General features: G+C 60.2%; 30 protein-coding genes and 1 pseudogene. 11 read left to right on the top strand and 20 right to left on the bottom strand.

What is annotated here, in order from left to right:
- Nucleotides 1-10: 10 nt before the first annotated feature.
- The 8 genes from JET17_RS26920 to JET17_RS26885 form a co-directional block, all read right to left on the bottom strand.
- Complete coding sequence (locus JET17_RS26920) at nt 11-439, bottom strand: hypothetical protein (protein WP_015272401.1); 429 nt, start codon at nt 437-439, stop codon at nt 11-13.
- 55 nt (nt 440-494) lie between these two features.
- Nucleotides 495-1,331, bottom strand: coding sequence for a DUF932 domain-containing protein (locus tag JET17_RS26915; protein ID WP_015272400.1), 837 nt, complete (start codon nt 1,329-1,331; stop codon nt 495-497).
- 680 nt (nt 1,332-2,011) lie between these two features.
- Complete coding sequence (locus JET17_RS26910; protein WP_015272399.1) at nt 2,012-2,272, bottom strand: hypothetical protein; 261 nt, start codon at nt 2,270-2,272, stop codon at nt 2,012-2,014.
- A 127-nt stretch (nt 2,273-2,399) separates the two neighbouring features.
- On the bottom strand, nt 2,400-2,561 hold the full coding sequence (locus JET17_RS26905; RefSeq protein ID WP_015272398.1) for a hypothetical protein: 162 nt from the start codon (nt 2,559-2,561) through the stop codon (nt 2,400-2,402).
- Nucleotides 2,562-2,567: 6 nt separating this feature from the next.
- Nucleotides 2,568-3,005: a type II toxin-antitoxin system VapC family toxin gene (locus JET17_RS26900; RefSeq protein ID WP_012477632.1), complete on the bottom strand. Its 438-nt coding sequence runs from the start codon at nt 3,003-3,005 to the stop codon at nt 2,568-2,570.
- Nucleotides 3,002-3,238 carry a type II toxin-antitoxin system VapB family antitoxin gene (gene vapB / locus JET17_RS26895; RefSeq protein ID WP_012477631.1) on the bottom strand — a complete coding sequence of 79 codons (237 nt, stop codon included), beginning with the start codon at nt 3,236-3,238 and terminating at the stop codon, nt 3,002-3,004. The genes JET17_RS26900 and vapB overlap by 4 nt, the downstream gene beginning before the upstream one ends.
- A gap of 9 nt (nt 3,239-3,247) precedes the next feature.
- On the bottom strand, nt 3,248-3,673 hold the full coding sequence (locus JET17_RS26890; RefSeq protein WP_015272397.1) for a DUF192 domain-containing protein: 426 nt from the start codon (nt 3,671-3,673) through the stop codon (nt 3,248-3,250).
- Nucleotides 3,674-4,295: 622 nt separating this feature from the next.
- Entirely contained in the window at nt 4,296-4,946 is a 651-nt protein-coding gene (locus JET17_RS26885) for a DNA-binding protein (protein WP_015272395.1), read from the bottom strand.
- Between the two features lie 194 nt (nt 4,947-5,140).
- On the opposite strand from JET17_RS26885, the gene JET17_RS26880 reads away from it, so the two are divergent.
- Nucleotides 5,141-5,353, top strand: a complete 213-nt coding sequence (locus JET17_RS26880) for a hypothetical protein (protein ID WP_015272394.1) — start codon at nt 5,141-5,143, stop codon at nt 5,351-5,353.
- A gap of 438 nt (nt 5,354-5,791) precedes the next feature.
- On the opposite strand, the gene JET17_RS26875 is transcribed toward JET17_RS26880, so the two are convergent.
- The 4 genes from JET17_RS26875 to JET17_RS26860 all read right to left on the bottom strand — a co-directional run bounded on the left by JET17_RS26875 (nt 5,792) and on the right by JET17_RS26860 (nt 8,388).
- The gene (locus tag JET17_RS26875; protein ID WP_015272393.1) at nt 5,792-6,928 is read right to left on the bottom strand and encodes a replication initiator protein A; all 1,137 of its coding nucleotides are present in this window, start codon (nt 6,926-6,928) and stop codon (nt 5,792-5,794) included.
- Complete coding sequence (locus tag JET17_RS26870) at nt 6,915-7,532, bottom strand: recombinase family protein (RefSeq protein WP_015272392.1); 618 nt, start codon at nt 7,530-7,532, stop codon at nt 6,915-6,917. Before JET17_RS26870 ends, JET17_RS26875 begins: the two co-directional genes overlap by 14 nt.
- Nucleotides 7,525-7,731 (bottom strand): zinc ribbon domain-containing protein, encoded by a 207-nt coding sequence (locus JET17_RS26865; protein ID WP_015272391.1) that lies wholly within the window; start codon nt 7,729-7,731, stop codon nt 7,525-7,527. The genes JET17_RS26870 and JET17_RS26865 overlap by 8 nt, the downstream gene beginning before the upstream one ends.
- Before the next feature lie 90 nt (nt 7,732-7,821).
- Complete coding sequence (locus tag JET17_RS26860; protein WP_003159185.1) at nt 7,822-8,388, bottom strand: recombinase family protein; 567 nt, start codon at nt 8,386-8,388, stop codon at nt 7,822-7,824.
- A gap of 181 nt (nt 8,389-8,569) precedes the next feature.
- Here JET17_RS26860 and JET17_RS26855 point away from each other — a divergent pair, with 181 nt between their 5' ends.
- From JET17_RS26855 to JET17_RS27485, 3 genes are read left to right on the top strand one after another with little or no spacing between them, the layout of a single operon-like run.
- Nucleotides 8,570-8,821 carry an AbrB/MazE/SpoVT family DNA-binding domain-containing protein gene (locus JET17_RS26855; RefSeq protein ID WP_003108276.1) on the top strand — a complete coding sequence of 84 codons (252 nt, stop codon included), beginning with the start codon at nt 8,570-8,572 and terminating at the stop codon, nt 8,819-8,821.
- Entirely contained in the window at nt 8,818-9,213 is a 396-nt protein-coding gene (locus JET17_RS26850; protein ID WP_003159186.1) for a type II toxin-antitoxin system VapC family toxin, read from the top strand. The genes JET17_RS26855 and JET17_RS26850 overlap by 4 nt, the downstream gene beginning before the upstream one ends.
- Nucleotides 9,214-9,224: 11 nt before the next feature.
- The gene (locus JET17_RS27485; RefSeq protein WP_003159187.1) at nt 9,225-9,761 is read left to right on the top strand and encodes a hypothetical protein; all 537 of its coding nucleotides are present in this window, start codon (nt 9,225-9,227) and stop codon (nt 9,759-9,761) included.
- Between the two features lie 413 nt (nt 9,762-10,174).
- Here the strand turns inward: JET17_RS27485 and intI1 are convergent, their stop codons facing one another.
- Nucleotides 10,175-11,188 carry a class 1 integron integrase IntI1 gene (gene intI1 / locus JET17_RS26840; RefSeq protein WP_000845048.1) on the bottom strand — a complete coding sequence of 338 codons (1,014 nt, stop codon included), beginning with the start codon at nt 11,186-11,188 and terminating at the stop codon, nt 10,175-10,177.
- Nucleotides 11,189-11,354: 166 nt separating this feature from the next.
- Between intI1 and JET17_RS26835 the strand changes: the two genes are divergently transcribed.
- The 7 genes from JET17_RS26835 (at nt 11,355) to JET17_RS26805 (ending at nt 17,159) form a co-directional block, all read left to right on the top strand.
- Nucleotides 11,355-12,155, top strand: a complete 801-nt coding sequence (locus tag JET17_RS26835) for a subclass B1 metallo-beta-lactamase VIM-1 (RefSeq protein WP_013263789.1) — start codon at nt 11,355-11,357, stop codon at nt 12,153-12,155.
- Between the two features lie 107 nt (nt 12,156-12,262).
- Nucleotides 12,263-12,817 carry an aminoglycoside N-acetyltransferase AAC(6')-Ib4 gene (locus tag JET17_RS26830; RefSeq protein ID WP_003159191.1) on the top strand — a complete coding sequence of 185 codons (555 nt, stop codon included), beginning with the start codon at nt 12,263-12,265 and terminating at the stop codon, nt 12,815-12,817.
- Between the two features lie 69 nt (nt 12,818-12,886).
- The gene (gene aadA1 / locus JET17_RS26825; RefSeq protein ID WP_001206317.1) at nt 12,887-13,678 is read left to right on the top strand and encodes an ANT(3'')-Ia family aminoglycoside nucleotidyltransferase AadA1; all 792 of its coding nucleotides are present in this window, start codon (nt 12,887-12,889) and stop codon (nt 13,676-13,678) included.
- Between the two features lie 221 nt (nt 13,679-13,899).
- Nucleotides 13,900-15,159 (top strand): chloramphenicol efflux MFS transporter CmlA5, encoded by a 1,260-nt coding sequence (locus JET17_RS26820; RefSeq protein ID WP_012300772.1) that lies wholly within the window; start codon nt 13,900-13,902, stop codon nt 15,157-15,159.
- A 191-nt stretch (nt 15,160-15,350) separates the two neighbouring features.
- Nucleotides 15,351-15,698 carry a quaternary ammonium compound efflux SMR transporter QacE delta 1 gene (locus JET17_RS26815; RefSeq protein WP_000679427.1) on the top strand — a complete coding sequence of 116 codons (348 nt, stop codon included), beginning with the start codon at nt 15,351-15,353 and terminating at the stop codon, nt 15,696-15,698.
- Nucleotides 15,692-16,531: a sulfonamide-resistant dihydropteroate synthase Sul1 gene (gene sul1, locus JET17_RS26810; RefSeq protein WP_000259031.1), complete on the top strand. Its 840-nt coding sequence runs from the start codon at nt 15,692-15,694 to the stop codon at nt 16,529-16,531. Before JET17_RS26815 ends, sul1 begins: the two co-directional genes overlap by 7 nt.
- 127 nt (nt 16,532-16,658) lie before the next feature.
- Nucleotides 16,659-17,159, top strand: a complete 501-nt coding sequence (locus JET17_RS26805; protein ID WP_000376623.1) for a GNAT family N-acetyltransferase — start codon at nt 16,659-16,661, stop codon at nt 17,157-17,159.
- 56 nt (nt 17,160-17,215) lie between these two features.
- Here the strand turns inward: JET17_RS26805 and JET17_RS26800 are convergent, their stop codons facing one another.
- The 7 genes and pseudogenes from JET17_RS26800 to JET17_RS26775 form a co-directional block, all read right to left on the bottom strand.
- Complete coding sequence (locus tag JET17_RS26800; protein WP_011899345.1) at nt 17,216-18,115, bottom strand: TniB family NTP-binding protein; 900 nt, start codon at nt 18,113-18,115, stop codon at nt 17,216-17,218.
- Nucleotides 18,116-18,117: 2 nt separating this feature from the next.
- Nucleotides 18,118-19,797 (bottom strand): Mu transposase C-terminal domain-containing protein, encoded by a 1,680-nt coding sequence (locus JET17_RS26795; protein WP_000179844.1) that lies wholly within the window; start codon nt 19,795-19,797, stop codon nt 18,118-18,120.
- Nucleotides 19,798-19,871: 74 nt separating this feature from the next.
- Nucleotides 19,872-19,937 (bottom strand): annotated as a pseudogene (locus JET17_RS27480) (hypothetical protein); the annotation flags it as partial.
- Nucleotides 19,938-20,001: 64 nt separating this feature from the next.
- Nucleotides 20,002-20,262, bottom strand: coding sequence for a hypothetical protein (locus tag JET17_RS26790; RefSeq protein WP_015272389.1), 261 nt, complete (start codon nt 20,260-20,262; stop codon nt 20,002-20,004).
- 10 nt (nt 20,263-20,272) lie between these two features.
- Nucleotides 20,273-21,361, bottom strand: coding sequence for a DNA cytosine methyltransferase (locus JET17_RS26785; RefSeq protein WP_015272388.1), 1,089 nt, complete (start codon nt 21,359-21,361; stop codon nt 20,273-20,275).
- A 3-nt stretch (nt 21,362-21,364) separates the two neighbouring features.
- Complete coding sequence (locus JET17_RS26780) at nt 21,365-21,715, bottom strand: hypothetical protein (protein WP_019692581.1); 351 nt, start codon at nt 21,713-21,715, stop codon at nt 21,365-21,367.
- Complete coding sequence (locus JET17_RS26775; RefSeq protein WP_015272386.1) at nt 21,715-22,083, bottom strand: hypothetical protein; 369 nt, start codon at nt 22,081-22,083, stop codon at nt 21,715-21,717. Before JET17_RS26775 ends, JET17_RS26780 begins: the two co-directional genes overlap by 1 nt.
- Between the last annotated feature and the right edge of the window lie 15 nt (nt 22,084-22,098).

The following is a 22,098-nucleotide window of genomic DNA, read 5'->3' as shown; positions in this document are numbered from 1 at the left end:
TTCCTCGATCTTAGGCCTTGGCCACGGCCAGGGAGTGGGTAGCGATGCGGCGCATGATGAGCAGGTGGGGCAGGGTGGCCAGGCCCGTCAAGGTCCAGTAGCGCCCGCCCCACTGGGCAAAAATGGTCGTCATGTTGCCGTGGTCCAGGTCGGCCAGCTTGAACGACGCGCCCAGCTCGTCGGCGTGGTAGTCGATGACGGGGCGCTGCGAAAGGTTGAACTCGAAACGGGCGGCGGTCGTGCGTGCCGGTGGCGTGCCATAGGCGCGTTCTTGATCGATCAAAAACGCCTCTTCGTCGCCCAGGATGGCGCCGGGGTAACGCACGCGCAGCTCGGGCAGCATCAGCCCGGAATGCTGGGCCATCCACATGTTTGGCCCGATCTGGCGGGCATAGTCGATGATCGCGGTATGGCCAGGGACATAGAAGACTTTGCACATGGTTCGATCCTCCAAGGGCGGGGGAAAGCCGGGCGTTTAACGCCCGGCTCGCCAGTTACGCGGCGGCTTGACCGCTGCGCAGGGCCTGGGCCAGTACCCACAAGGCGCGATTGAGTTTCACGTCTTGGTCAATGCCGTTAACGGCGCGGGTAGTTGTCCGGCGTCCTTGCTTGTTGCGGCCACGCAAGCCGCCCTTGATGGTGTTTTCCTGCACGCGGTTGAACGTGGTCCAGAGATCGCTTGCGCGGTCTTCGGCACGGCGCGGCATCAGCAGTTGCGACGGCGTGACCGGGGCAGGGCCTTCGGATGGGTCGTAGCGGTAGGCCAGGGCCGCCATGGCGAACGCTTCTTGCTCTTCCTGGCGCAAGTGGTAGTGCTGCATGTCGTCAAGGTTGGCGTCGATCTGCTCGAACTGGCCCAGCACCTCATAGGCACCTTCGATAACGTCGTTAACAACGTCAATGCGGCCGCTGTGGCGCACTTTCTGATCCATCGCCATGTCGCCCAGGACCAGCCCGTTAGCGCACACGAAACGGAACTTGCCGGCCATCATCTGGTAGCTGCTGCTGCCGTCGTGGCTGTTCAGCAGAATGATTTCGTTCGCTTCCTTGCTCATGATGTTGCTGGCATGGCGCAGGCGAATCATGTGCTTGGTGTGCTCGCGTTTGTCGGTGTTGCGGACGCGGGTCTGGCACGCCATGAACGGCTGAAAACCTTCTGTGCGCAGCGCATCGAGCACCTTGACGGTTGGAATGTACAGGTAACGTTCCGAACGGCTGTCGTGCGCTTCCTCGGCAAAGATCGAGGGCGCCACGCGGGCAATCTCGTCATTGGTCAGAGGGGCATCGCTGCGGATCATGCACGGATTACGGAAGTTGCTGGAAAGACGCATTTTTGTATCTCCTTCGCAGATTCCCCGGAGCGGTTGCTGCCGCTGGTGTCCGGGGTGTCGAGGCGGTATTGCTTCGACGTGGTTAGTATCTCAAATCGGGGCGCTGTCGTCAACTGTTGGTCAAACAATCTTTGACTAATAATTGACTTGACGCGGCGCGCTTTTCGGAGCTGCTTAGATGCCGAGGTGGGAGCGGGAGGTAAACATAAAGCGCGCCCGCGAAGCGGGTGCAGCCCCGCTTTTGCCCTGGAGCGTGAATCTCCCCCGGTGGATCTGCTCGTCAGCCTTCGGTTGGTCGCGGTAAGCCCCGACTACCCGGAGCTGGGCCGCCGTCATGGGGACCGTGGAATAGCGGAGCGACCGAAGGGAGTGAGCATATGCCGCGAAAGCCCCTTGACGGCATAGGCCCAGCGGAGGGTAGGCGATTAGGGCTGATAGCGGCCAGCCGGAGGGTGATGAGCACACCCAGGACGCGCAGGGGCGGCAAGGTGGCCAGCAGGCCGCCGCGCAGGCCGGCAGGCCGGAGGGCAAGCGGAGCGCGCAGCGCCTGGCGGGCCAGGTGCGCAGGCGAGAGGGATTGAAGCCCGAAGGGGCGAGACGCGGCGTAGCTGTGGCTCGATGCGTAGCACGAAAGCCCGGGCCGCAGGCCTCGCGCTATGCCTCGGATGACGGCAGGGCGATCACTCGCCGGCACCCTGCTCCAGCTCCAGCAAGCGCGCTGTGGCAGCCTGCTCGATCAACAAATACAGGCGCTCAACCTGCTGTTGTTCCAGCGCTTTCAACAATTCCAGGGCCTCCACCATGCCCTCGGCGCGGGCCTGGGAAATCAAGCAATTCGCCGCGCTGGTGGCGGTGTTCACTTCGGCCAGGCGCCTGCGCAATACAACCTGATAGCTCGGCGGCAGGATCAGGCCAGGCATCAACTCCTGTTCGTTTCGCATACCGGCCTCCCTCAGTTTTCGCCGACGACCTGGCGCACTTCGGCCATAACCTTGTTCCACTCGTCCACCGCATCAAACATCGCGCCGACCGCTGCCAAGGCGTGCTGTTGCTTGGTGTAAGTGCGGTTCATGTGCTCGGGTCGGCAAGCTGGGCCAGGCCGGTGAGCTGCCACCAGGCTGAGGTAAAGCCGTCGCTACGTTCGGGGCCATTGGGCAGGGTAAGCGCACCTTTCAACTGAGTGAGGTGCAGTTGGGCGCAATCAATGATGGCTTGTTCCAGTTCGGTCATGGCGTATCAACTCTTGGTAATGGCGGGTTGGGTCCAGTCCTCAAGGACTAGGCCAGGAACGCGAGCAAATTCGCGAGTGTTGTTCGTGACCAGAACACACCCAGCGGCCAGGGCATGGCCGGCTATCGCTGCATCGTTGTTGCCAATGGGCGTACCCAGGCGGGCGAGGGCGGTGCGGATCTGCGTTGTTTGATCTACGGCGGCGGCGTCCCAGGACAGGATGGCGTCCAGGCGCTGGATGAAGGCATCGACCATCGCTGCAACCTTGGGCGATGCCTTGGGGTTGGCGGCCCCGAAACGCATTTCGGAGTAGGTGATGGCCGAAACGACAATCCGGTGCTGATTAGTGACTGCCTGTTCCAGCTTGGCCAGCACCGCGTCGGGGCGCTCGCGCATGATGAACGAACAGATGTTCGTATCGAGCATGTACGTCTTTTTGCTCATGTGAAGTCACCCAGGAAACGGTCTTCCTCGATCACATCCTTTCGCTCGGTCAGAAAGTCAGGATCTGCGGCCGCCACGTCGCGCAACGATGCCCAGGAGGGGCGCACAGGGCGCAGGATCAGCGTTTCGCCGTCGCGGATAATCTCCAGCTCGGAAACGCCCTGGTACTCCATATCCCGAGGGATGCGGATCGCCTGGTTTCGGCTGTTCATGAAAATGGAAACGGTACGCATGGGAACCTCCTACAAGTTGAAACACGTTGAGGCGGTGATGGTGCTGCCGCGCTCGATGCCCAGGTTTGCAAGCTGGCCGCGTGGCACCTCGATAATGCCGAGGGCGGGCCGCAATGATGAATGCTTGGCGGTTGTGTGTGGCTCCAGCTCTTGTACGCTCTGGATAACCCCATCTGCTCCGATCCAAGCCGCGTCTAATGGGGCAGGGGTGTTCTTCATCCACACAAATCGCACTGCCGGCGTAGTCCAGAGAAACAGCATGCCTCGCCCTGGATCTGGCCGCCCGGCGAGGCCCTGCGCCTGTGCGGCTTCGGTGGTGGCCACGGGTAGGTCGAGTGTCGCGCCATTCTGGAACGACAACCGGCAATCATCGCTATAAGCCGGTGTGGTGAGCACGGCCCCCAAAAGCAACGCAGGTAAGCAGCGGTTGAGCATCGGAACCTCCTTCAATCTCCAAGAGAATCCTAGCATATGGCAAGCATATGTCAATTGAGCAATTGAGCGCGCTGGGGTGCGTCGTTATACTGCGGGCATGCGCTCCTTCGCAGAGCACTAGAAGCCCGTTTTGCATTGCTGTGCAGCGGGCTTCGCCATTTCTGGCCCTCCTGTAATCCCTCCCCAAGAATCCCTGAATCTTCGTAGAGCCTGGTGCGTGTGGCTGACTAGCGAGGCTTGCCCGAGTCTGTCCGGTGCGAGTGGCGGGCGGCTGCCGGCAGGCAAGAAAAAGCCCGCATCGCGGGCTTGGGGAAGTGCTGATACCGATCAACTCATTAAGTCGGTGATGGTTCGGCCCAGGTTGATAGCGAACAAGAGCAGGGTTAAAACCCAGTACAATGGCAGGCGCTTATCCTTGGCGCTGTAACCCTCGCTGAATCTGTTTTGAGGCGCCGTCGAGGCGTACAGAGCGCCCCGAAAGCCTTTGGGAATGACTACGACAAAGGCGAACAGTAGCCAATCGAAGCCCGTCTCTTGCATGGGGCCGTGATAAGCCAGCCACGCGGCAAAGCCAATCCAGATTAGTGCTATCCATGTGATTGATCTCCCTTTCGTTTGTGGGTTACTTGCCCTTCTTAGCCAGGCCAAGCTGTTTTTCCAGAGCCTCTACCTGACCTTCGGCGCGTGCTGCGCGGTCCAGGGCCTGGCGTTCGCTCTTGCGTGCCTCGATAGCTTCGGAGTCCTTTTCGTTGGCCCTGGTGACAGCCCGGTGGATCTCCTGGGCGCTGTGGTCCTTCTGGTGCTTCAACTCCAGCTCGGCACGTTCTTCCAGGGCGTGATAGTTGGCCTGTAGCTCGCGGTACAGCGCTGCGGTTTCCTCCAGGCCCGCGATCTTGGCGCGCAGGTCGTGCAGCTCTGCATCCATGCTATCAGCTAGGGCAATCGCTTCCTCGGCCTGCTCGCGGATCTGCGCGGCATTCTCTTCGATCACTCGGCGCTTTCCGTCCAGGGCCTGGTCGGCAGCAACACGGGCCAGGTTCCAGATATCGGCGCCGAAGTTCTCCAGCAACTGGGCCAGGGCAGGTGGTGGTGGGTCGATGAGTGGCTGGGCCTCTTGCTGCTTGCGGTTCTTCCACTCGCTCATGGCCTCCTGAATGGTCGTAAAGCTGCCGACGCCACCCAGGCGCTTGCGCACGTTGGCCAGGGTGGGCTTAGTGCCGTCAGCGTCCAGTTCGTCGGCGGCCTTCCAGATCATTTCCTTGGTGAGTGCCATGGGGCGTGCTCCTTTGTATGTTGTAGCGTGTAGTATTATACAACATACTACAAAATACAATACAGCCTAACGCGGCCAGTTGGCCTTGTTGGCTCCGCTCCAGCGCGGCGGGCGAGCCACCGCACCAGAGCGCAGCAGCCGTTCGATTCCACCCTCCTATACTTCAATGCCCCGCCTCCATAGGAGTTGCTGCCATGTATGACGACCAGCCACCCTTCGCACCGTTGCCTCCTAAGAATGACTGCCCGGACGGCATGAGCCACGACCGCACGGTCTACTACGGCATGGCGCAGGGCTTGCTGTCGGCCCTGTTCGTTTCGGGGATCATCAAGCCGTTTGACTATGAGCAACGCCGCGCTGGACTGGTGTGGGAGTACCAGTGGGGCAATCAGGACAACCCGGAGTGATCCCGTGGCGCGTGCACGGTGCCGGTGTCGAACGCTATCCGTGAGTTATCCACAAGCTCAGTCAAATCAGAGCCGTTAAAGGTTTAAGTTAAAAGGTTAATACGCGCGCGCGTTGTTAGCGTTTTGCGAGGCCTTGATTTACCTGGGCTGGCGGGTGGTTCTGGTCCCCGGAGTGACGAAATAGGCGGTCCCTGGAGTGACGAACCCCAGTCCCCGAAGTGACGAATCGGCGGTCCCTAGAGTGACGAATCGCGGTCCCTGGAGTGACGAACCGGCTAGGCCGCGAAATTGGGCGCGGTCCCTGGAGTGACGAATGCGCAGATAAAGCCCCCGAAGGGGCTGCGGTACAGCTCAAGAACGCATGAATCAATAGAGAAAAACCCTTACACATCAGTGGATTGACCCCTTCCGGTCCCTGGAGTGACGAATTGCCATGACTCATGCAGCGGGTGCGGCCTTTGCTTTGCGTGGCGTCTTGATACCGTTGCGCGTGGCTTTGAGCAAGGCCGCTTTGCCGGCGTCGGACTTGTTGAAGAACAACACCGCGTCTTCGTCGGGCAGGTAGGTCATGTAGTAGTCGAGCAAGCTGCCGGCCTCGGCCAGCTCCTTGACCTTGGCGCGAAACTTCTTTTCCGCCTGGGCGCTTCCGACCTTCTTTTGCAGCAGAGTCAGGCCGATCTTCCATTGGCCCTGGCCGCCGCAATGCTTTCGGCAAAGCTCATAGATGCGTTTGGCGATGGCGCTGCGTAGCCCGAAATAGTCGCCCGGAATGGTCAACACATCCATGGCTTTCGCAGCGTTAAATGTGGTGTCGGATACCTTGATCCGAATGGCGCACATGCGGTTCTTGGCGCCCCTGGTGATGATCTCCACGTCATCGAGCAGGCCCACCCAGCGCCGGCTACCGTCACGGTCTTTCGTCGATTCAAAGGTGGCCCGCATGCGAGTACCGGTGAGCCTGTCGAACGCCTTGCTAAGCAGCTCATAGCCGCGCTCGCTGGTACTGCTGCGCGTGAAGCTCAACAGTTCGTGAGCGGTCGTCTCGATAGTCGGTGATACGGCTATGCCGGCGTTGATCGCGGCCACCAGCTTCGACACGCAAAACAGCACGATATCCTTGTCATGCTGGGTCGCCCGACCGGCAACGCTGGGAATGATCTCGATCTTGTTCCCGTTGTGCTCGTAGGTGATCTGCCTGGTGTCTCCGTCTTCCACGGCGTAGATCGGGTGCTCCATTGTAGGCCGCTCGTCCTTGGGGATCGCCGGCAGGCCGGTCGCAATCCAGAAATCGAGCTGCGTTTCGAGCACCACAACTTGCTTGCGGCCCGCTGAGGCCTTCACCGCCTCGCGCCCTGGTGTCTTGTCCTTCGGCTGCTTCGCCTCTTCGCGTTTCAGCCGCTCCGCCGCCTGCTGGTAGGTTTCGCCTGGCCGGGCTTCGGCCTCAATGCGCTTGCGCCACTTGTCGATGTTGATTGCGTCCTGCCCGACCAAGGGGGCTTTGGCCGCAGAGCGACGTTTCGGCAGTGGCGAGGTGGCCAGGTCGGGATCGATATCAAACAACTCATTGGACGACATGCTGGGCCTCCTTGCTCAGATACTTGTAGATGGTGGTTCTGCTGACTTTGAACCTGGCGGCCACGTCGCTGACGGTCGTCAAGGGATCGGCCAGCAGGATCTTGATATCGCGGATCTCCTTCGCTCCAAGCGTCGGCTTGCGACCCCCTTTGCGCCCACGTGCGCGGGCGGCCTCCAGGCCGGCCATGGTCCGTTCGCGGTTTAGCTCGCGTTCGTACTCCGCCAGGGTGGCGAAGACGTTCAACTGCATCCGTCCGCCCGCCGTGCTGGTGTCGATGTGCTCGGTGAGCGATTCAAAGCGAACCTGCATGGCTTCCAGTTGCGCCATGAGCTGGAGCAGGTGGGAGAGGCTGCGACCGAAGCGGGAAAGCTGCCACACGACAACGGTATCCCCTGGGCGGAGTGCTTTTAGCATCTGCTCCAGCTCGGGCCGGTTGGCCCTGGCCCCGCTGATCTGTTCCTCATAGATCCGCGTACAACCAGCGGCGACAAGCGCGTCTCGCTGTAGGTCCAGGTTCTGGTCCTGCTTGCTGGTTCGGGCGTACCCAATGCGCAGGCCTCCGGTCAATATGTCCAGGGTTGAAGAGTCTTTGCCGTTACGCATGGTCACCTCCATGTGGTTGGCCTGGTTTGTCGGTCGATAGCACCACGCCGCCATCCCACTCGGCCACGACCTCGGCCCCGCAACATGTACAAGCGGTCGTCAACTCGGCAGCGGTTTCGGCCAGGTGTAGCTGGCCAGCATGGCCGCATGCGGTGCAACGGTACACGTACAGCGTGGTCGGGATGGGTTTGCTCATCATGGCAATTTCCGTACACCTAATGTAGACACTGAAAAGTTTACGAGAAAGTTAACAGTTATTGTCATTTTCAGAAGACGACTGCACGGAATATCAGGAGTCGGCTGCACTGGTGGATTGCAGCGCGGTGTACAGGGCCGTCTTGCTCACCTTGAGCCGTGTAGCGGCCTCTCGGACATTAAGCCCGTTGGCGATGTGCTCCCGCGCTCGCTGCAACTTGTCGGCGGTGACAACCGGCTTTCGCCCGCCCTTCCTCCCACGAGCGGCGGCGGCAGTCAACCCGGCCTTGGTGCGCTCGCGGATCAAGTCGCGCTCGAACTGGCCCAGCGCGCCGAACACGTGGAAGATGAGCCGCCCGCCTGGCGTGGTGGTGTCGATGGCTTCCGTCAGAGAACGGAAGCCGACGCCTCGCGCTTCCAGCGCGCCTATCGTTTCGATTAGGTGCGGCATAGAGCGCCCGAGCCGATCCAGCCGCCAGACGGCCAGCACGTCGCCGTCGCGCAGGTAGGCCAGCGCATCAGCCAAGCCGGGGCGGTCGGCCTTGGCCCCGGAAGCCGTGTCCTCGAAAACGCGCTCGCAGCCTGCCTTGCGTAGCGCATCCGTCTGCAAGGCGGTGTCCTGTTCCGCCGTCGATACCCGCGCATAGCCGATCAGTGCCATTTGCCGCCTCTCTTGTCCGTCATTCCGTCCGCCTATCTTAATGTCCGACAACCCGTTGTGCAATAACTTTGCTGGACAGTGTCCGGCATGGCCGACTAATGATCGTTTGACGGACATTGACGGTAAGGCATTTTTGCATTACTATGTGAAGCATCAACCTTGATTGCGAGGGCAAACCACCATGACCACATTGACCGTTACCGCACGGGGACAAGTGACGTTTCGGAAGGACGTACTGCAACACCTCGGCATCAGGCCAGGCGACAAGATCGAGCTGGACTTGTTGCCAGACGGTCGGGGCGTGCTCAAGGCGGCACGGCCCGCAGGGACGATAGCCAGCTTTGTCGGCCTGCTCGCGGGCAAGACGCAGAAGGTTGCCACCATCGAAGAAATCAACGAGGCGGCGGCGCAAGGCTGGGCAGGTAAGCAATGAAGGTCGCAGTCGATACCAACGTCCTTGTGCGTGCGGTTGTGCGTGACGATCCCGCACAAGCGGACGTTGCCGCCGCAGTCTTGACCGACGCCGAGTTGATCGCGGTCGCGCTGCCGTGCCTATGCGAATTTGTTTGGGTGCTGCTGCGTGTCTACGGCTTCCAGCAAGCCGACGCGGCCAGCGCGATCCGGGCACTACTGGCCGCCGCGAATGTGGAAGTGAACCGGCCTGCCGTGGAGGCTGGCTTGCTGGTGCTCGACGCGGGCGGAGACTTTGCCGATGGCGTCATTGCCTACGAAGGCAACTGGCTTGGCGGGGAAACCTTCGTTTCCTTCGATAAGAAGGCGGTGGCACTTCTCACGGCGCAAGGGCAATCAACGCGCCTTTTGTGACGGACATGAGCATGAACGAATTCCGCCGACTGGCCGCGAAGATCGACCAACACATGCAGCAGCTTGCCGCCCAGGGTGTCAGCGAGGCCCATGCCATCATCAATCGCATGATGGGGTACGGGCCTGACCTGCACAGGATTTGGGTCGGCACATCCGATCAGCAGCTCATGGCGCTGTCCCGCGAGTTCCCAGGGTTCTACCGCTACGCCCGCATCATGGAAGAGGCATCCGAAGCCGAGCGCCGCAAGGCTTCGCGGCCCTATGACGGCATGGCCGAGTTCTCCGAACAGCACAAGCAAATGGGCGCGCAACTGCTGACCACGGCGGCCACGCTTGAGCGTGGCTACCAGGCGTTTCGTGCGAGCGGCAGTCTCCAAGACTTCCGGCCTCAGCTCGACGAGCTGGGCCGCCTGCATCGGCAATGGCTGTCCGACCTGGAAGCCTTCAAAGACTCGCTGCGCACGCAGGGCGCAGAACCCAAGGTGCTGGAATACGTGAACGAGGCTTTCGGCCGCCTGGCCGAGCGCATCAAGCAGCTTGCCGGTTGATCGCCGGAATTTTCGGCGGTTCCGGCTTTGTCGCGCCGTGCACAAGAGTTCTGAGCAATTCCGATCTCTCGCGGCGCTTCGTGCATAGAACTTCTGACCGTTCCCGGTCAGAAGTTCTATGCACACACGGCGGCCAGCCCAGTGAACTGGTGCAGTCGCCTTCTGAAAACGACAGCGGCAGCCTGTCGCGTAACTTAGGACTTGTGCGACATGTCGTTTTCAGAAGACGGCTGCACTGAACGTCAGAAGCCGACTGCACTATAGCAGCGGAGGGGTTGGATCCATCAGGCAACGACGGGCTGCTGCCGGCCATCAGCGGACGCAGGGAGGACTTTCCGCAACCGGCCGTTCGATGCGGCACCGATGGCCTTCGCGCAGGGGTAGTGAATCCGCCAGGATTGACTTGCGCTGCCCTACCTCTCACTAGTGAGGGGCGGCAGCGCATCAAGCGGTGAGCGCACTCCGGCACCGCCAACTTTCAGCACATGCGTGTAAATCATCGTCGTAGAGACGTCGGAATGGCCGAGCAGATCCTGCACGGTTCGAATGTCGTAACCGCTGCGGAGCAAGGCCGTCGCGAACGAGTGGCGGAGGGTGTGCGGTGTGGCGGGCTTCGTGATGCCTGCTTGTTCTACGGCACGTTTGAAGGCGCGCTGAAAGGTCTGGTCATACATGTGATGGCGACGCACGACACCGCTCCGTGGATCGGTCGAATGCGTGTGCTGCGCAAAAACCCAGAACCACGGCCAGGAATGCCCGGCGCGCGGATACTTCCGCTCAAGGGCGTCGGGAAGCGCAACGCCGCTGCGGCCCTCGGCCTGGTCCTTCAGCCACCATGCCCGTGCACGCGACAGCTGCTCGCGCAGGCTGGGTGCCAAGCTCTCGGGTAACATCAAGGCCCGATCCTTGGAGCCCTTGCCCTCCCGCACGATGATCGTGCCGTGATCGAAATCCAGATCCTTGACCCGCAGTTGCAAACCCTCACTGATCCGCATGCCCGTTCCATACAGAAGCTGGGCGAACAAACGATGCTCGCCTTCCAGAAAACCGAGGATGCGAACCACTTCATCCGGGGTCAGCACCACCGGCAAGCGCCGCGACGGCCGAGGTCTTCCGATCTCCTGAAGCCAGGGCAGATCCGTGCACAGCACCTTGCCGTAGAAGAACAGCAAGGCCGCCAATGCCTGACGATGCGTGGAGACCGAAACCTTGCGCTCGTTCGCCAGCCAGGACAGAAATGCCTCGACTTCGCTGCTGCCCAAGGTTGCCGGGTGACGCACACCGTGGAAACGGATGAAGGCACGAACCCAGTGGACATAAGCCTGTTCGGTTCGTAAGCTGTAATGCAAGTAGCGTATGCGCTCACGCAACTGGTCCAGAACCTTGACCGAACGCAGCGGTGGTAACGGCGCAGTGGCGGTTTTCATGGCTTGTTATGACTGTTTTTTTGTACAGTCTATGCCTCGGGCATCCAAGCAGCAAGCGCGTTACGCCGTGGGTCGATGTTTGATGTTATGGAGCAGCAACGATGTTACGCAGCAGGGCAGTCGCCCTAAAACAAAGTTATGCCGCACCCACCCCTATGGAGTCTTGATGTTAAAAGTTATTAGTAGTTTATTGGTCTACATGACCGCGTCTGTCATGGCTGTCGCAAGTCCGTTAGCCCATTCCGGGGAGCCGAGTGGTGAGTATCCGACAGTCAACGAAATTCCGGTCGGAGAGGTCCGACTTTACCAGATTGCCGATGGTGTTTGGTCGCATATCGCAACGCAGTCGTTTGATGGCGCGGTCTACCCGTCCAATGGTCTCATTGTCCGTGATGGTGATGAGTTGCTTTTGATTGATACAGCGTGGGGTGCGAAAAACACAGCGGCACTTCTCGCGGAGATTGAAAAGCAAATTGGACTTCCCGTAACGCGTGCAGTCTCCACGCACTTTCATGACGACCGCGTCGGCGGCGTTGATGTCCTTCGGGCGGCTGGGGTGGCAACGTACGCATCACCGTCGACACGCCGGCTAGCCGAGGCAGAGGGGAACGAGATTCCCACGCATTCTCTAGAAGGACTCTCATCGAGCGGGGACGCAGTGCGCTTCGGTCCAGTAGAGCTCTTCTATCCTGGTGCTGCGCATTCGACCGACAATCTGGTTGTATACGTCCCGTCAGCGAACGTGCTATACGGTGGTTGTGCCGTTCATGAGTTGTCAAGCACGTCTGCGGGGAACGTGGCCGATGCCGATCTGGCTGAATGGCCCACCTCCGTTGAGCGGATTCAAAAACACTACCCGGAAGCAGAGGTCGTCATTCCCGGGCACGGTCTACCGGGCGGTCTAGACTTGCTCCAGCACACAGCGAACGTTGTCAAAGCACACAAAAATCGCTCAGTCGCCGAGTAGCAGATGCGGCATAACAAATCGTTGGAGCGGGACTTTTGCTACGCAGGCTGCGCCTACTCCGCAAAAGCCCCTCAACTCAGGCGTTAGGCATCACAAAGTACAGCATCGTGACCAACAGCAACGATTCCGTCACACTGCGCCTCATGACTGAGCATGACCTTGCGATGCTCTATGAGTGGCTAAATCGATCTCATATCGTCGAGTGGTGGGGCGGAGAAGAAGCACGCCCGACACTTGCTGACGTACAGGAACAGTACTTGCCAAGCGTTTTAGCGCAAGAGTCCGTCACTCCATACATTGCAATGCTGAATGGAGAGCCGATTGGGTATGCCCAGTCGTACGTTGCTCTTGGAAGCGGGGACGGATGGTGGGAAGAAGAAACCGATCCAGGAGTACGCGGAATAGACCAGTCACTGGCGAATGCATCACAACTGGGCAAAGGCTTGGGAACCAAGCTGGTTCGAGCACTGGTTGAGTTGCTGTTCAATGATCCCGAGGTCACCAAGATCCAAACGGACCCGTCGCCGAGCAACTTGCGAGCGATCCGATGCTACGAGAAAGCGGGGTTTGAGAGGCAAGGTACCGTAACCACCCCAGATGGTCCAGCCGTGTACATGGTTCAAACACGCCAGGCATTCGAGCGAACACGCAGTGATGCCTAACCCTTCCATCGAGGGGGACGTCCAAGGGCTGGCGCCCTTGGCCGCCCCTCATGTCAAACGTTAAACATCATGAGGGAAGCGGTGATCGCCGAAGTATCGACTCAACTATCAGAGGTAGTTGGCGTCATCGAGCGCCATCTCGAACCGACGTTGCTGGCCGTACATTTGTACGGCTCCGCAGTGGATGGCGGCCTGAAGCCACACAGTGATATTGATTTGCTGGTTACGGTGACCGTAAGGCTTGATGAAACAACGCGGCGAGCTTTGATCAACGACCTTTTGGAAACTTCGGCTTCCCCTGGAGAGAGCGAGATTCTCCGCGCTGTAGAAGTCACCATTGTTGTGCACGACGACATCATTCCGTGGCGTTATCCAGCTAAGCGCGAACTGCAATTTGGAGAATGGCAGCGCAATGACATTCTTGCAGGTATCTTCGAGCCAGCCACGATCGACATTGATCTGGCTATCTTGCTGACAAAAGCAAGAGAACATAGCGTTGCCTTGGTAGGTCCAGCGGCGGAGGAACTCTTTGATCCGGTTCCTGAACAGGATCTATTTGAGGCGCTAAATGAAACCTTAACGCTATGGAACTCGCCGCCCGACTGGGCTGGCGATGAGCGAAATGTAGTGCTTACGTTGTCCCGCATTTGGTACAGCGCAGTAACCGGCAGAATCGCGCCGAAGGATGTCGCTGCCGACTGGGCAATGGAGCGCCTGCCGGCCCAGTATCAGCCCGTCATACTTGAAGCTAGACAGGCTTATCTTGGACAAGAAGAAGATCGCTTGGCCTCGCGCGCAGATCAGTTGGAAGAATTTGTTCACTACGTGAAAGGCGAGATCACCAAGGTAGTCGGCAAATAATGTCTAACTCAAGCGTTGGGCGCACAATAAGGCTCCTCGCAGAGTTGCTTGAAAGTTGTTACGATTCAAATTCAATCATGAGATAGTCAGCAGATGAGCACTTCCAAGAACGCAGACAAGTAAGCCGCAGCAACCTTCATTTTTCGGTTGTTGCGGCGTTCTCATGAATCCTTTTGCTCTACGGGAGCGCCGCCAAATCCTTTGTTCAAGGAGATGGTTTCGTGCGCTCAAAAAACTTTAGTTGGCGGTACTCCCTTGCCGCCACGGTGTTGTTGTTATCACCGTTCGATTTATTGGCATCACTCGGCATGGACATGTACTTGCCAGCAGTGCCGTTTATGCCAAACGCGCTTGGTACGACAGCGAGCACAATTCAGCTTACGCTGACAACGTACTTGGTCATGATTGGTGCCGGTCAGCTCTTGTTTGGACCGCTATCGGACCGACTGGGGCGCCGCCCCGTTCTACTGGGAGGTGGCCTCGCCTACGTTGTGGCGTCAATGGGCCTCGCTCTTACGTCATCGGCTGAAGTCTTTCTGGGGCTTCGGATTCTTCAGGCTTGTGGTGCCTCGGCGTGCCTTGTTTCCACATTTGCAACAGTACGTGACATTTACGCAGGTCGCGAGGAAAGTAATGTCATTTACGGCATACTCGGATCCATGCTGGCCATGGTCCCGGCGGTAGGCCCATTGCTCGGAGCGCTCGTCGACATGTGGCTTGGGTGGCGGGCTATCTTTGCGTTTCTAGGTTTGGGCATGATCGCTGCATCTGCAGCAGCGTGGCGATTCTGGCCTGAAACCCGGGTGCAACGAGTTGCGGGCTTGCAATGGTCGCAGCTGCTACTCCCCGTTAAGTGCCTGAACTTCTGGTTGTACACGTTGTGTTACGCCGCTGGAATGGGTAGCTTCTTCGTCTTTTTCTCCATTGCGCCCGGACTAATGATGGGCAGGCAAGGTGTGTCTCAGCTTGGCTTCAGCCTGCTGTTCGCCACAGTGGCAATTGCCATGGTGTTTACGGCTCGTTTTATGGGGCGTGTGATACCCAAGTGGGGCAGCCCAAGTGTCTTGCGAATGGGAATGGGATGCCTGATAGCTGGAGCAGTATTGCTTGCCATCACCGAAATATGGGCTTCGCAGTCCGTGTTAGGCTTTATTGCTCCAATGTGGCTAGTGGGTATTGGTGTCGCCACAGCGGTATCTGTGTCGCCCAATGGCGCTCTTCGAGGATTCGACCATGTTGCTGGAACGGTCACGGCAGTCTACTTCTGCTTGGGCGGTGTACTGCTAGGAAGCATCGGAACGTTGATCATTTCGCTGTTGCCGCGCAACACGGCTTGGCCGGTTGTCGTGTACTGTTTGACCCTTGCAACAGTCGTGCTCGGTCTGTCTTGTGTTTCCCGAGTGAAGGGCTCTCGCGGCCAGGGGGAGCATGATGTGGTCGCGCTACAAAGTGCGGAAAGTACATCAAATCCCAATCGTTGAGAGAATGTGGCAAGCTATCGCCCAACAAATCGCTGCAGCCGACCCAAAACCGCTACGCGGTTTCGGTCGGCTGAGCTCAGGCGTTAGATGCACTAAGCACATAATTGCTCACAGCCAAACTATCAGGTCAAGTCTGCTTTTATTATTTTTAAGCGTGCATAATAAGCCCTACACAAATTGGGAGATATATCATGAAAGGCTGGCTTTTTCTTGTTATCGCAATAGTTGGCGAAGTAATCGCAACATCCGCATTAAAATCTAGCGAGGGCTTTACTAAGCTTGCCCCTTCCGCCGTTGTCATAATCGGTTATGGCATCGCATTTTATTTTCTTTCTCTGGTTCTGAAATCCATCCCTGTCGGTGTTGCTTATGCAGTCTGGTCGGGACTCGGCGTCGTCATAATTACAGCCATTGCCTGGTTGCTTCATGGGCAAAAGCTTGATGCGTGGGGCTTTGTAGGTATGGGGCTCATAATTGCTGCCTTTTTGCTCGCCCGATCCCCATCGTGGAAGTCGCTGCGGAGGCCGACGCCATGGTGACGGTGTTCGGCATTCTGAATCTCACCGAGGACTCCTTCTTCGATGAGAGCCGGCGGCTAGACCCCGCCGGCGCTGTCACCGCGGCGATCGAAATGCTGCGAGTCGGATCAGACGTCGTGGATGTCGGACCGGCCGCCAGCCATCCGGACGCGAGGCCTGTATCGCCGGCCGATGAGATCAGACGTATTGCGCCGCTCTTAGACGCCCTGTCCGATCAGATGCACCGTGTTTCAATCGACAGCTTCCAACCGGAAACCCAGCGCTATGCGCTCAAGCGCGGCGTGGGCTACCTGAACGATATCCAAGGATTTCCTGACCCTGCGCTCTATCCCGATATTGCTGAGGCGGACTGCAGGCTGGTGGTTATGCACTCAGCGCAGCGGGATGGCATCGCCACCCGCACCGGTCACCTTCGACCCGAAGACGCGCTCGACGAGATTGTGCGGTTCTTCGAGGCGCGGGTTTCCGCCTTGCGACGGAGCGGGGTCGCTGCCGACCGGCTCATCCTCGATCCGGGGATGGGATTTTTCTTGAGCCCCGCACCGGAAACATCGCTGCACGTGCTGTCGAACCTTCAAAAGCTGAAGTCGGCGTTGGGGCTTCCGCTATTGGTCTCGGTGTCGCGGAAATCCTTCTTGGGCGCCACCGTTGGCCTTCCTGTAAAGGATCTGGGTCCAGCGAGCCTTGCGGCGGAACTTCACGCGATCGGCAATGGCGCTGACTACGTCCGCACCCACGCGCCTGGAGATCTGCGAAGCGCAATCACCTTCTCGGAAACCCTCGCGAAATTTCGCAGTCGCGACGCCAGAGACCGAGGGTTAGATCATGCCTAGCATTCACCTTCCGGCCGCCCGCTAGCGGACCCTGGTCAGGTTCCGCGAAGGTGGGCGCAGACATGCTGGGCTCGTCAGGATCAAACTGCACTATGAGGCGGCGGTTCATACCGCGCCAGGGGAGCGAATGGACAGCGAGGAGCCTCCGAACGTTCGGGTCGCCTGCTCGGGTGATATCGACGAGGTTGTGCGGCTGATGCACGACGCTGCGGCGTGGATGTCCGCCAAGGGAACGCCCGCCTGGGACGTCGCGCGGATCGACCGGACATTCGCGGAGACCTTCGTCCTGAGATCCGAGCTCCTAGTCGCGAGTTGCAGCGACGGCATCGTCGGCTGTTGCACCTTGTCGGCCGAGGATCCCGAGTTCTGGCCCGACGCCCTCAAGGGGGAGGCCGCATATCTGCACAAGCTCGCGGTGCGACGGACACATGCGGGCCGGGGTGTCAGCTCCGCGCTGATCGAGGCTTGCCGCCATGCCGCGCGAACGCAGGGGTGCGCCAAGCTGCGGCTCGACTGCCACCCGAACCTGCGTGGCCTATACGAGCGGCTCGGATTCACCCACGTCGACACTTTCAATCCCGGCTGGGATCCAACCTTCATCGCAGAACGCCTAGAACTCGAAATCTAACGTCCGTTCGGGCATCGAGGTCCATGTCGGGGTGGGACGGGCCCGTGGCTTCAAGATCACTTGCAGTCCGACCGCGATGTCTTGGTTGCGCGAGAGGTTGTCGATATGCTGAGTGTGCGATGGTTGATCGCTTCCTCGCCGCTCTCCACGGCGACGATGGCCGCCGCCATCAGCAAGTGCGCCAGTTCCCCTATGGTGCCCTCGCTGCGTGTGAGCAGGTAGCGAGCCATGTCCAGCGTGGCAATTGGGGAAGGCCGGCGCAGCGGGAGCGAAGCGGCGAAGCTGGCCAGCAGTGAGCAGCAATCGTCGTTGGCCTCCCATACCGGCAGCATCATCGGCTCGAAGCGATTTTCCAACTGGTCATCGGAGCGGATGGCTAGGTAGGCGTCGCGCGTGCCTACCCCAACCAACGGGATGCGCAGTTCGTTGCCGAGGAAGCGCAGCAGGTTGAGGAATTCCCGGCGGTTGACGCTGTTGCCGGCCAGCACGTTGTGCAGCTCGTCGATCACCAGCATGCGCACGCCGACCTTGCGCAGCAGTGCCAGAGCCAGTTGCTCCATTTCCGGCAACCGTGGGCGTGGGCGCAGCGGCGCGCCCATCGCGGCGAGCAGCGCGACGTAGAAGCGGATCACGGACGGCTCGGACGGCATCTGCACGACCAACACCGGGATGTGCTCCTGGTCGGCGTCGGAGCTGGCCGGGTGGGTGCGGCGGAACTTCTCGACGATCATCGACTTGCCATTGTTGGTCGGGCCAACCAGCAGCAGGTTGGGCATGCGTTGCTTGTTTGGCCACGCATAAAGGGCTTCCAGCCGGTTCAGCGCCTCGACTGCGCGCGGATAGCCGATCCAGCGGTCGGCGCGAAGGCGCTGGATGCGCTCGTCCGCCGGAAGACGGGCCAAGCCCTGGGCCGCCGGCAGCAGGTGGGACAGGTCGATGATGGGATATTCGTCCACGGCTACCACTCCTCAATCTGGTCGAACGGTTTGGCGGGTGGCAAGTTGTCTGCCTGCGGGTCGGCAATATCCGTATCCGGCGGAACGGGCTTGTCCGGCCGAGCTGATGTCTTGAGGTGCTGGCGGCGATCCGCGTCACGCCGCGCCTTGCGTGTGGCCTTCTGCGCGCTGGTCACAATCTCACGCATCTGGCCGATCATGCGGAACAGCGCCGACTCATCCACCTGTTCGCGCCCTTGCTGCCGCAGTTTCGCCAGCGCCTGCCGTTGTTCCCAGAGGGTGACAGCCGGATGCGACAAGGTACGGTAGGGAATTTCCAGGTAATGCTGTCCCTCCGGTTCCAGGACCCAGATACGGCTGATGTCGCGCGGATCGCGCCGGATCAGAAAGGACGGCCAGCGTTCACGCCGCGCAATCCACGGCTTGAGCGCATCGGCGTAGTAGTGGATGTGGTCGATGACAAAGCCGGTGCGGGTCAGCGTGCGCCGGAGGATCGGCAGAAAATCGACCAGGAACGAAGTAGCGCGTGTGACGACGGCCGGTACGCCGACACGCGCCACGGCCTCGGCCCAGCGCGCGGCCGGCGGTTGGAGCAGGCCGTTGTGCACCGAACCGTGGTAGGTGCCGACCGCCAATGTGAGCCAGCGCTCTAGCTCGCGCAGCGTCAGGGCGGCCTTGTTTTCGGAATCGTAGTCGCCGCGCTGGTCAGGGTTGGAGAAGGTCGTTCCCGGCAGTTCGTCGTGAATCATCTGCATCGCCGTGCCGATGATCCGTTCCACGATGCCGCCATAGTGCGGCTGTCCCAGCGGGCGATAGTCCAGCCGGATGCCATGCTGCTCGCAACCCCGGCGCAGGGCCTCGCTCTTGAACTCGGCCGCGTTGTCTAGGTAGAGCAGCAAGGGCTTGCCGCTCATCTGCCAATCCATTTCCACGTTCAGTCCTTCCAGCCAAGGGCGCTTGTCGCAGGCGACATGCACGAGGCACAGGCCAACCGAAACGGCAGACGGCGCTTCCAGCGTGACGACCATGCCGAGCACGCAGCGGGTGAACACGTCGATGGCGAGGGTCAGGTACGGGCGGCCAATAGGTTGCCGGTCGCGGTCATCGACCACGATCAGGTCGATGACCGTATGGTCTATCTGCACCTGCTCCAGCGGCGCGGTCACGGCAGGAGGCTCGCCGCCCACACCTTGTAGGTCACGAGCGGCATCCTGGCCTTCCCGCCGGCGGATGACCTTGCGCGGGTCAAGGCTAGCGATCCGTAAGGCCACGGTATTGCGCGCCGGCACTCGCAGTTTTTGAGCCTTGCACACCTGAGTGACTTCGCGGTGAAAGGCCGCTAGGCTGCGCTTCTGCTTGGTCAGGAACCGCTTTTGCAGTAGCTCGTGGATGACGCGCTCGACCGGTTCCGGCAAGCGCCCCTTACCTTTACCTCCACCGGACTGGCCGGGCACCAGATCCGTCACGAGGCCGCTGCCTTGCCGGGCACGCCGGATCAGAACGTATACCTGGCGCCGAGACAAGCCCAGCGCCTGAGCCGCCATATCGGCCGCTTCGTGCCCGACCGTCTCCGACTGCGCCAACGGACTGATGATCTCCGCACGACGGCGCGCACGCTCCCAAGCCTCATCAGGCAGAGTGGCCACGCCTTGTTCTGGAATCCGTGGGGTGTCCGTCGCCATGCTCACCTCGCTTTGGTGCACACGAGTATTGAGCATAGTCGAGATTGGTGCAGATCACTTCTGATATTGAACTGTCAGGAGCTGGCTGCACAACAGCCATTACGCCCAATCAACTGGTGCAGTCGTCTTCTGAAAATGACAAAAGCGAAACCCTGCAGACCTGTCCAGAAAACCACCGTTTACTGCACAGGCATTTGCCGGGATCTACGCGGCTTCCTCTGCGACAACGGTGCAGTGGTCCAGGGACACTGCGCCCGAAACATCCTCCACCATGATGACCGGTTCGCAGCACATGACGAATGCTCGACCGCAGGTTTTGGTCTGGATCGACTCGCCCGAGCCAAGCAACTCTTCATAGGTCACTGTCACGCCTTCTTTGTACTGGGCGTTCCAGTCGTAACACTGGATCTTGGCTGCATCCTCCTGCTCGCGCAGGGTCATATTTGGGCGCTTCGGTTTCGGCATAACGGCAGTCCTATGTAGGTGGGTTCTGTGTAGAGATCGCTTGGCGTAGCGCTGACTCGGCAGCGCTATCGTCCATGTCCATGTAGTAAGCATCCGCCACCAGCTCGTCGATCTCGCGGGCGCTCACATTAGCATCGAGCGCGGCGCGTAGCAGGCCGGCGTCGAGTCGGTCGTATTTGTAGGCTATGGCCAGCGCCGGGTTGTCCTGGGCGTTGTTGGCCATGAAGAACCCGTAGGAAAACCCTTCCGGGGTTGCGCTGCGGGCGTTCTTGGTGGCGAGGCGGTTGCCGCCGAACTTGCGGTGCATCTTCGAGCCGTCCGAGGCCTCGACCGGGGCAATGGGCAGGTTTGCATTGAAGCGGCCCCAAAGCAGGGTTTTCTTCGTGTACGGGTCGCCCAGGTGGTGCGGGTCGAAGGCTAGGCGCCACGGCGGCAGGCCGCCCAGCTTTTCGATCCGACCTACCGGGTTCTCGATGGCCCATACGGCAGGCCGGAAATATTCAATGGTGCGCAATGTCTGGTGAACGAGCTGCACGGCGGCAACCGTGCGCCCGTCTGCATCTTTGGCTGCGAAGTGTCGGGCGCCACTGGTGGCGAATTCTGTGCACGGGCACGCGGCGAGGATGGCGTAGATATCCAGGCCGTCGAAATCGCCAAACCAGTCACCGAAGAAGCCGGCGCCGAACTCGTTTACGTCGCCGGTAACGGGGTTGTCCTGTATGTCGAAGCGCAGGACCTGGTAGCCGGCATCCTCCCACGGCTGCGACCACTGCCCGGTATGGTCGAACAGCGACAGCACTACCTTGTCGGCATTGGCCCGCCCTTCGCCCTGGGCGAAGGCGTGGCGCTTCCATTCGGCAATGCGGGCTTGGGCGGCGGCCTGGTCAAGCCAGCCGTGTGACCGGGTGTGGCGGGCCACCTTGTCGGCCAGGCGCACGATCTCGGACGGCCTAGGCGCGTCGAACAAGTGGTGCTCCAGCTCGCCCGAGCTAATGGCGCTGAACTCGGCGGTGATCTGGCTTAGCTCGAAGTCGTCAACGCCCAGGGCCTGGGCGGTGAATAGCCCAGGCTGTGCTGGGCGGATCTGCGTACTGAGCATGGTTCACTCCCCCTTGAAGTAGTCGGGGCGCTGCTCCAGCTCGCGGGCGATCAACTCGTCAGCGAACAGCGGCGCGGCCTTCTCGATGCGCTTGGCCATCTTCTGCTTGCGTACCCGGTCTTTGGCCTCGGCACTCCAGCGCTTGACGGCGCGGGACTGGGGGAAGTCCAGGCAAACACCGTAACCCACGGGGCGGCGCTGCCATGCCTGGTGCATTTCTTCCGGCATCCGCGTCCCCGCTGGGGCCTCGATCACCAGCAACTCAAAGTCGCCAGGGCAGGGCTGGTGCGGCAGGCACCATCGAAGGGAGTAGCGCCACATGGGCGGCGCTACGTGATGGGCATTCGCAGCCATCAGACAAAATCCCAACTTGTCTGGTCCCAGCCCGGCAGCTTGGACTGAGCTATGCGGCGAATTTCATGCAGGGTGCGGAATGCCTGGGTAGCGTAATAGTCGGGGTTTTGGTTGGACTGATACTCCAAGCACTGGATGAGTTTGAGGGCTTCGAGCGGGGTAGGTTTGCGCACAGTTTCATCCAGGCCGAACAGCTCGCCCTTGAAGGTTTCGCCAGGGTAGCGGGTGCGCACGGAGCGAATGTTTTCGTCAAGCAGTTGCTGGCCTTGATCCGCAAGGATCTGGTAGGTGGTCGCATCCGGCTTGCCGGTGCAGGTGAACATGAGAATGGCGGAGATGTGAAAACGATTCAGGATATAAGCGCTCATGGAAACTCCTTCGCA

It is taken from the genome of Pseudomonas putida (genome assembly GCF_016406145.1).
GTDB lineage: Bacteria > Pseudomonadota > Gammaproteobacteria > Pseudomonadales > Pseudomonadaceae > Aquipseudomonas > Aquipseudomonas putida_E.
This window is presented reverse-complemented; position numbering and strand designations above follow the sequence as displayed.

What these genes read in the sequence shown, in the direction of transcription:
- JET17_RS26790 (WP_015272389.1), bottom strand. Translation starts at nt 20,262, where the DNA reads ATGCCGAAACCGAAGCGCCCAAATATGACCCTGCGCGAGCAGGAGGAT.
- sul1 (WP_000259031.1), top strand. Translation starts at nt 15,692, where the DNA reads ATGGTGACGGTGTTCGGCATTCTGAATCTCACCGAGGACTCCTTCTTC.
- JET17_RS26885 (WP_015272395.1), bottom strand. Translation starts at nt 4,946, where the DNA reads ATGGCACTCACCAAGGAAATGATCTGGAAGGCCGCCGACGAACTGGAC.
- JET17_RS26835 (WP_013263789.1), top strand. Translation starts at nt 11,355, where the DNA reads ATGTTAAAAGTTATTAGTAGTTTATTGGTCTACATGACCGCGTCTGTC.
- JET17_RS26805 (WP_000376623.1), top strand. Translation starts at nt 16,659, where the DNA reads ATGGACAGCGAGGAGCCTCCGAACGTTCGGGTCGCCTGCTCGGGTGAT.
- JET17_RS26855 (WP_003108276.1), top strand. Translation starts at nt 8,570, where the DNA reads ATGACCACATTGACCGTTACCGCACGGGGACAAGTGACGTTTCGGAAG.
- JET17_RS26850 (WP_003159186.1), top strand. Translation starts at nt 8,818, where the DNA reads ATGAAGGTCGCAGTCGATACCAACGTCCTTGTGCGTGCGGTTGTGCGT.
- JET17_RS26865 (WP_015272391.1), bottom strand. Translation starts at nt 7,731, where the DNA reads ATGATGAGCAAACCCATCCCGACCACGCTGTACGTGTACCGTTGCACC.
- JET17_RS26870 (WP_015272392.1), bottom strand. Translation starts at nt 7,532, where the DNA reads ATGCGTAACGGCAAAGACTCTTCAACCCTGGACATATTGACCGGAGGC.
- JET17_RS26915 (WP_015272400.1), bottom strand. Translation starts at nt 1,331, where the DNA reads ATGCGTCTTTCCAGCAACTTCCGTAATCCGTGCATGATCCGCAGCGAT.
- JET17_RS26875 (WP_015272393.1), bottom strand. Translation starts at nt 6,928, where the DNA reads ATGTCGTCCAATGAGTTGTTTGATATCGATCCCGACCTGGCCACCTCG.
- vapB (WP_012477631.1), bottom strand. Translation starts at nt 3,238, where the DNA reads ATGCGTACCGTTTCCATTTTCATGAACAGCCGAAACCAGGCGATCCGC.
- JET17_RS26785 (WP_015272388.1), bottom strand. Translation starts at nt 21,361, where the DNA reads ATGCTCAGTACGCAGATCCGCCCAGCACAGCCTGGGCTATTCACCGCC.
- JET17_RS26860 (WP_003159185.1), bottom strand. Translation starts at nt 8,388, where the DNA reads ATGGCACTGATCGGCTATGCGCGGGTATCGACGGCGGAACAGGACACC.
- JET17_RS26815 (WP_000679427.1), top strand. Translation starts at nt 15,351, where the DNA reads ATGAAAGGCTGGCTTTTTCTTGTTATCGCAATAGTTGGCGAAGTAATC.
- JET17_RS26900 (WP_012477632.1), bottom strand. Translation starts at nt 3,005, where the DNA reads ATGAGCAAAAAGACGTACATGCTCGATACGAACATCTGTTCGTTCATC.
- aadA1 (WP_001206317.1), top strand. Translation starts at nt 12,887, where the DNA reads ATGAGGGAAGCGGTGATCGCCGAAGTATCGACTCAACTATCAGAGGTA.
- JET17_RS26795 (WP_000179844.1), bottom strand. Translation starts at nt 19,797, where the DNA reads ATGGCGACGGACACCCCACGGATTCCAGAACAAGGCGTGGCCACTCTG.
- intI1 (WP_000845048.1), bottom strand. Translation starts at nt 11,188, where the DNA reads ATGAAAACCGCCACTGCGCCGTTACCACCGCTGCGTTCGGTCAAGGTT.
- JET17_RS26780 (WP_019692581.1), bottom strand. Translation starts at nt 21,715, where the DNA reads ATGGCTGCGAATGCCCATCACGTAGCGCCGCCCATGTGGCGCTACTCC.
- JET17_RS27485 (WP_003159187.1), top strand. Translation starts at nt 9,225, where the DNA reads ATGAACGAATTCCGCCGACTGGCCGCGAAGATCGACCAACACATGCAG.
- JET17_RS26880 (WP_015272394.1), top strand. Translation starts at nt 5,141, where the DNA reads ATGTATGACGACCAGCCACCCTTCGCACCGTTGCCTCCTAAGAATGAC.
- JET17_RS26905 (WP_015272398.1), bottom strand. Translation starts at nt 2,561, where the DNA reads ATGACCGAACTGGAACAAGCCATCATTGATTGCGCCCAACTGCACCTC.
- JET17_RS26775 (WP_015272386.1), bottom strand. Translation starts at nt 22,083, where the DNA reads ATGAGCGCTTATATCCTGAATCGTTTTCACATCTCCGCCATTCTCATG.
- JET17_RS26920 (WP_015272401.1), bottom strand. Translation starts at nt 439, where the DNA reads ATGTGCAAAGTCTTCTATGTCCCTGGCCATACCGCGATCATCGACTAT.
- JET17_RS26910 (WP_015272399.1), bottom strand. Translation starts at nt 2,272, where the DNA reads ATGCGAAACGAACAGGAGTTGATGCCTGGCCTGATCCTGCCGCCGAGC.
- JET17_RS26890 (WP_015272397.1), bottom strand. Translation starts at nt 3,673, where the DNA reads ATGCTCAACCGCTGCTTACCTGCGTTGCTTTTGGGGGCCGTGCTCACC.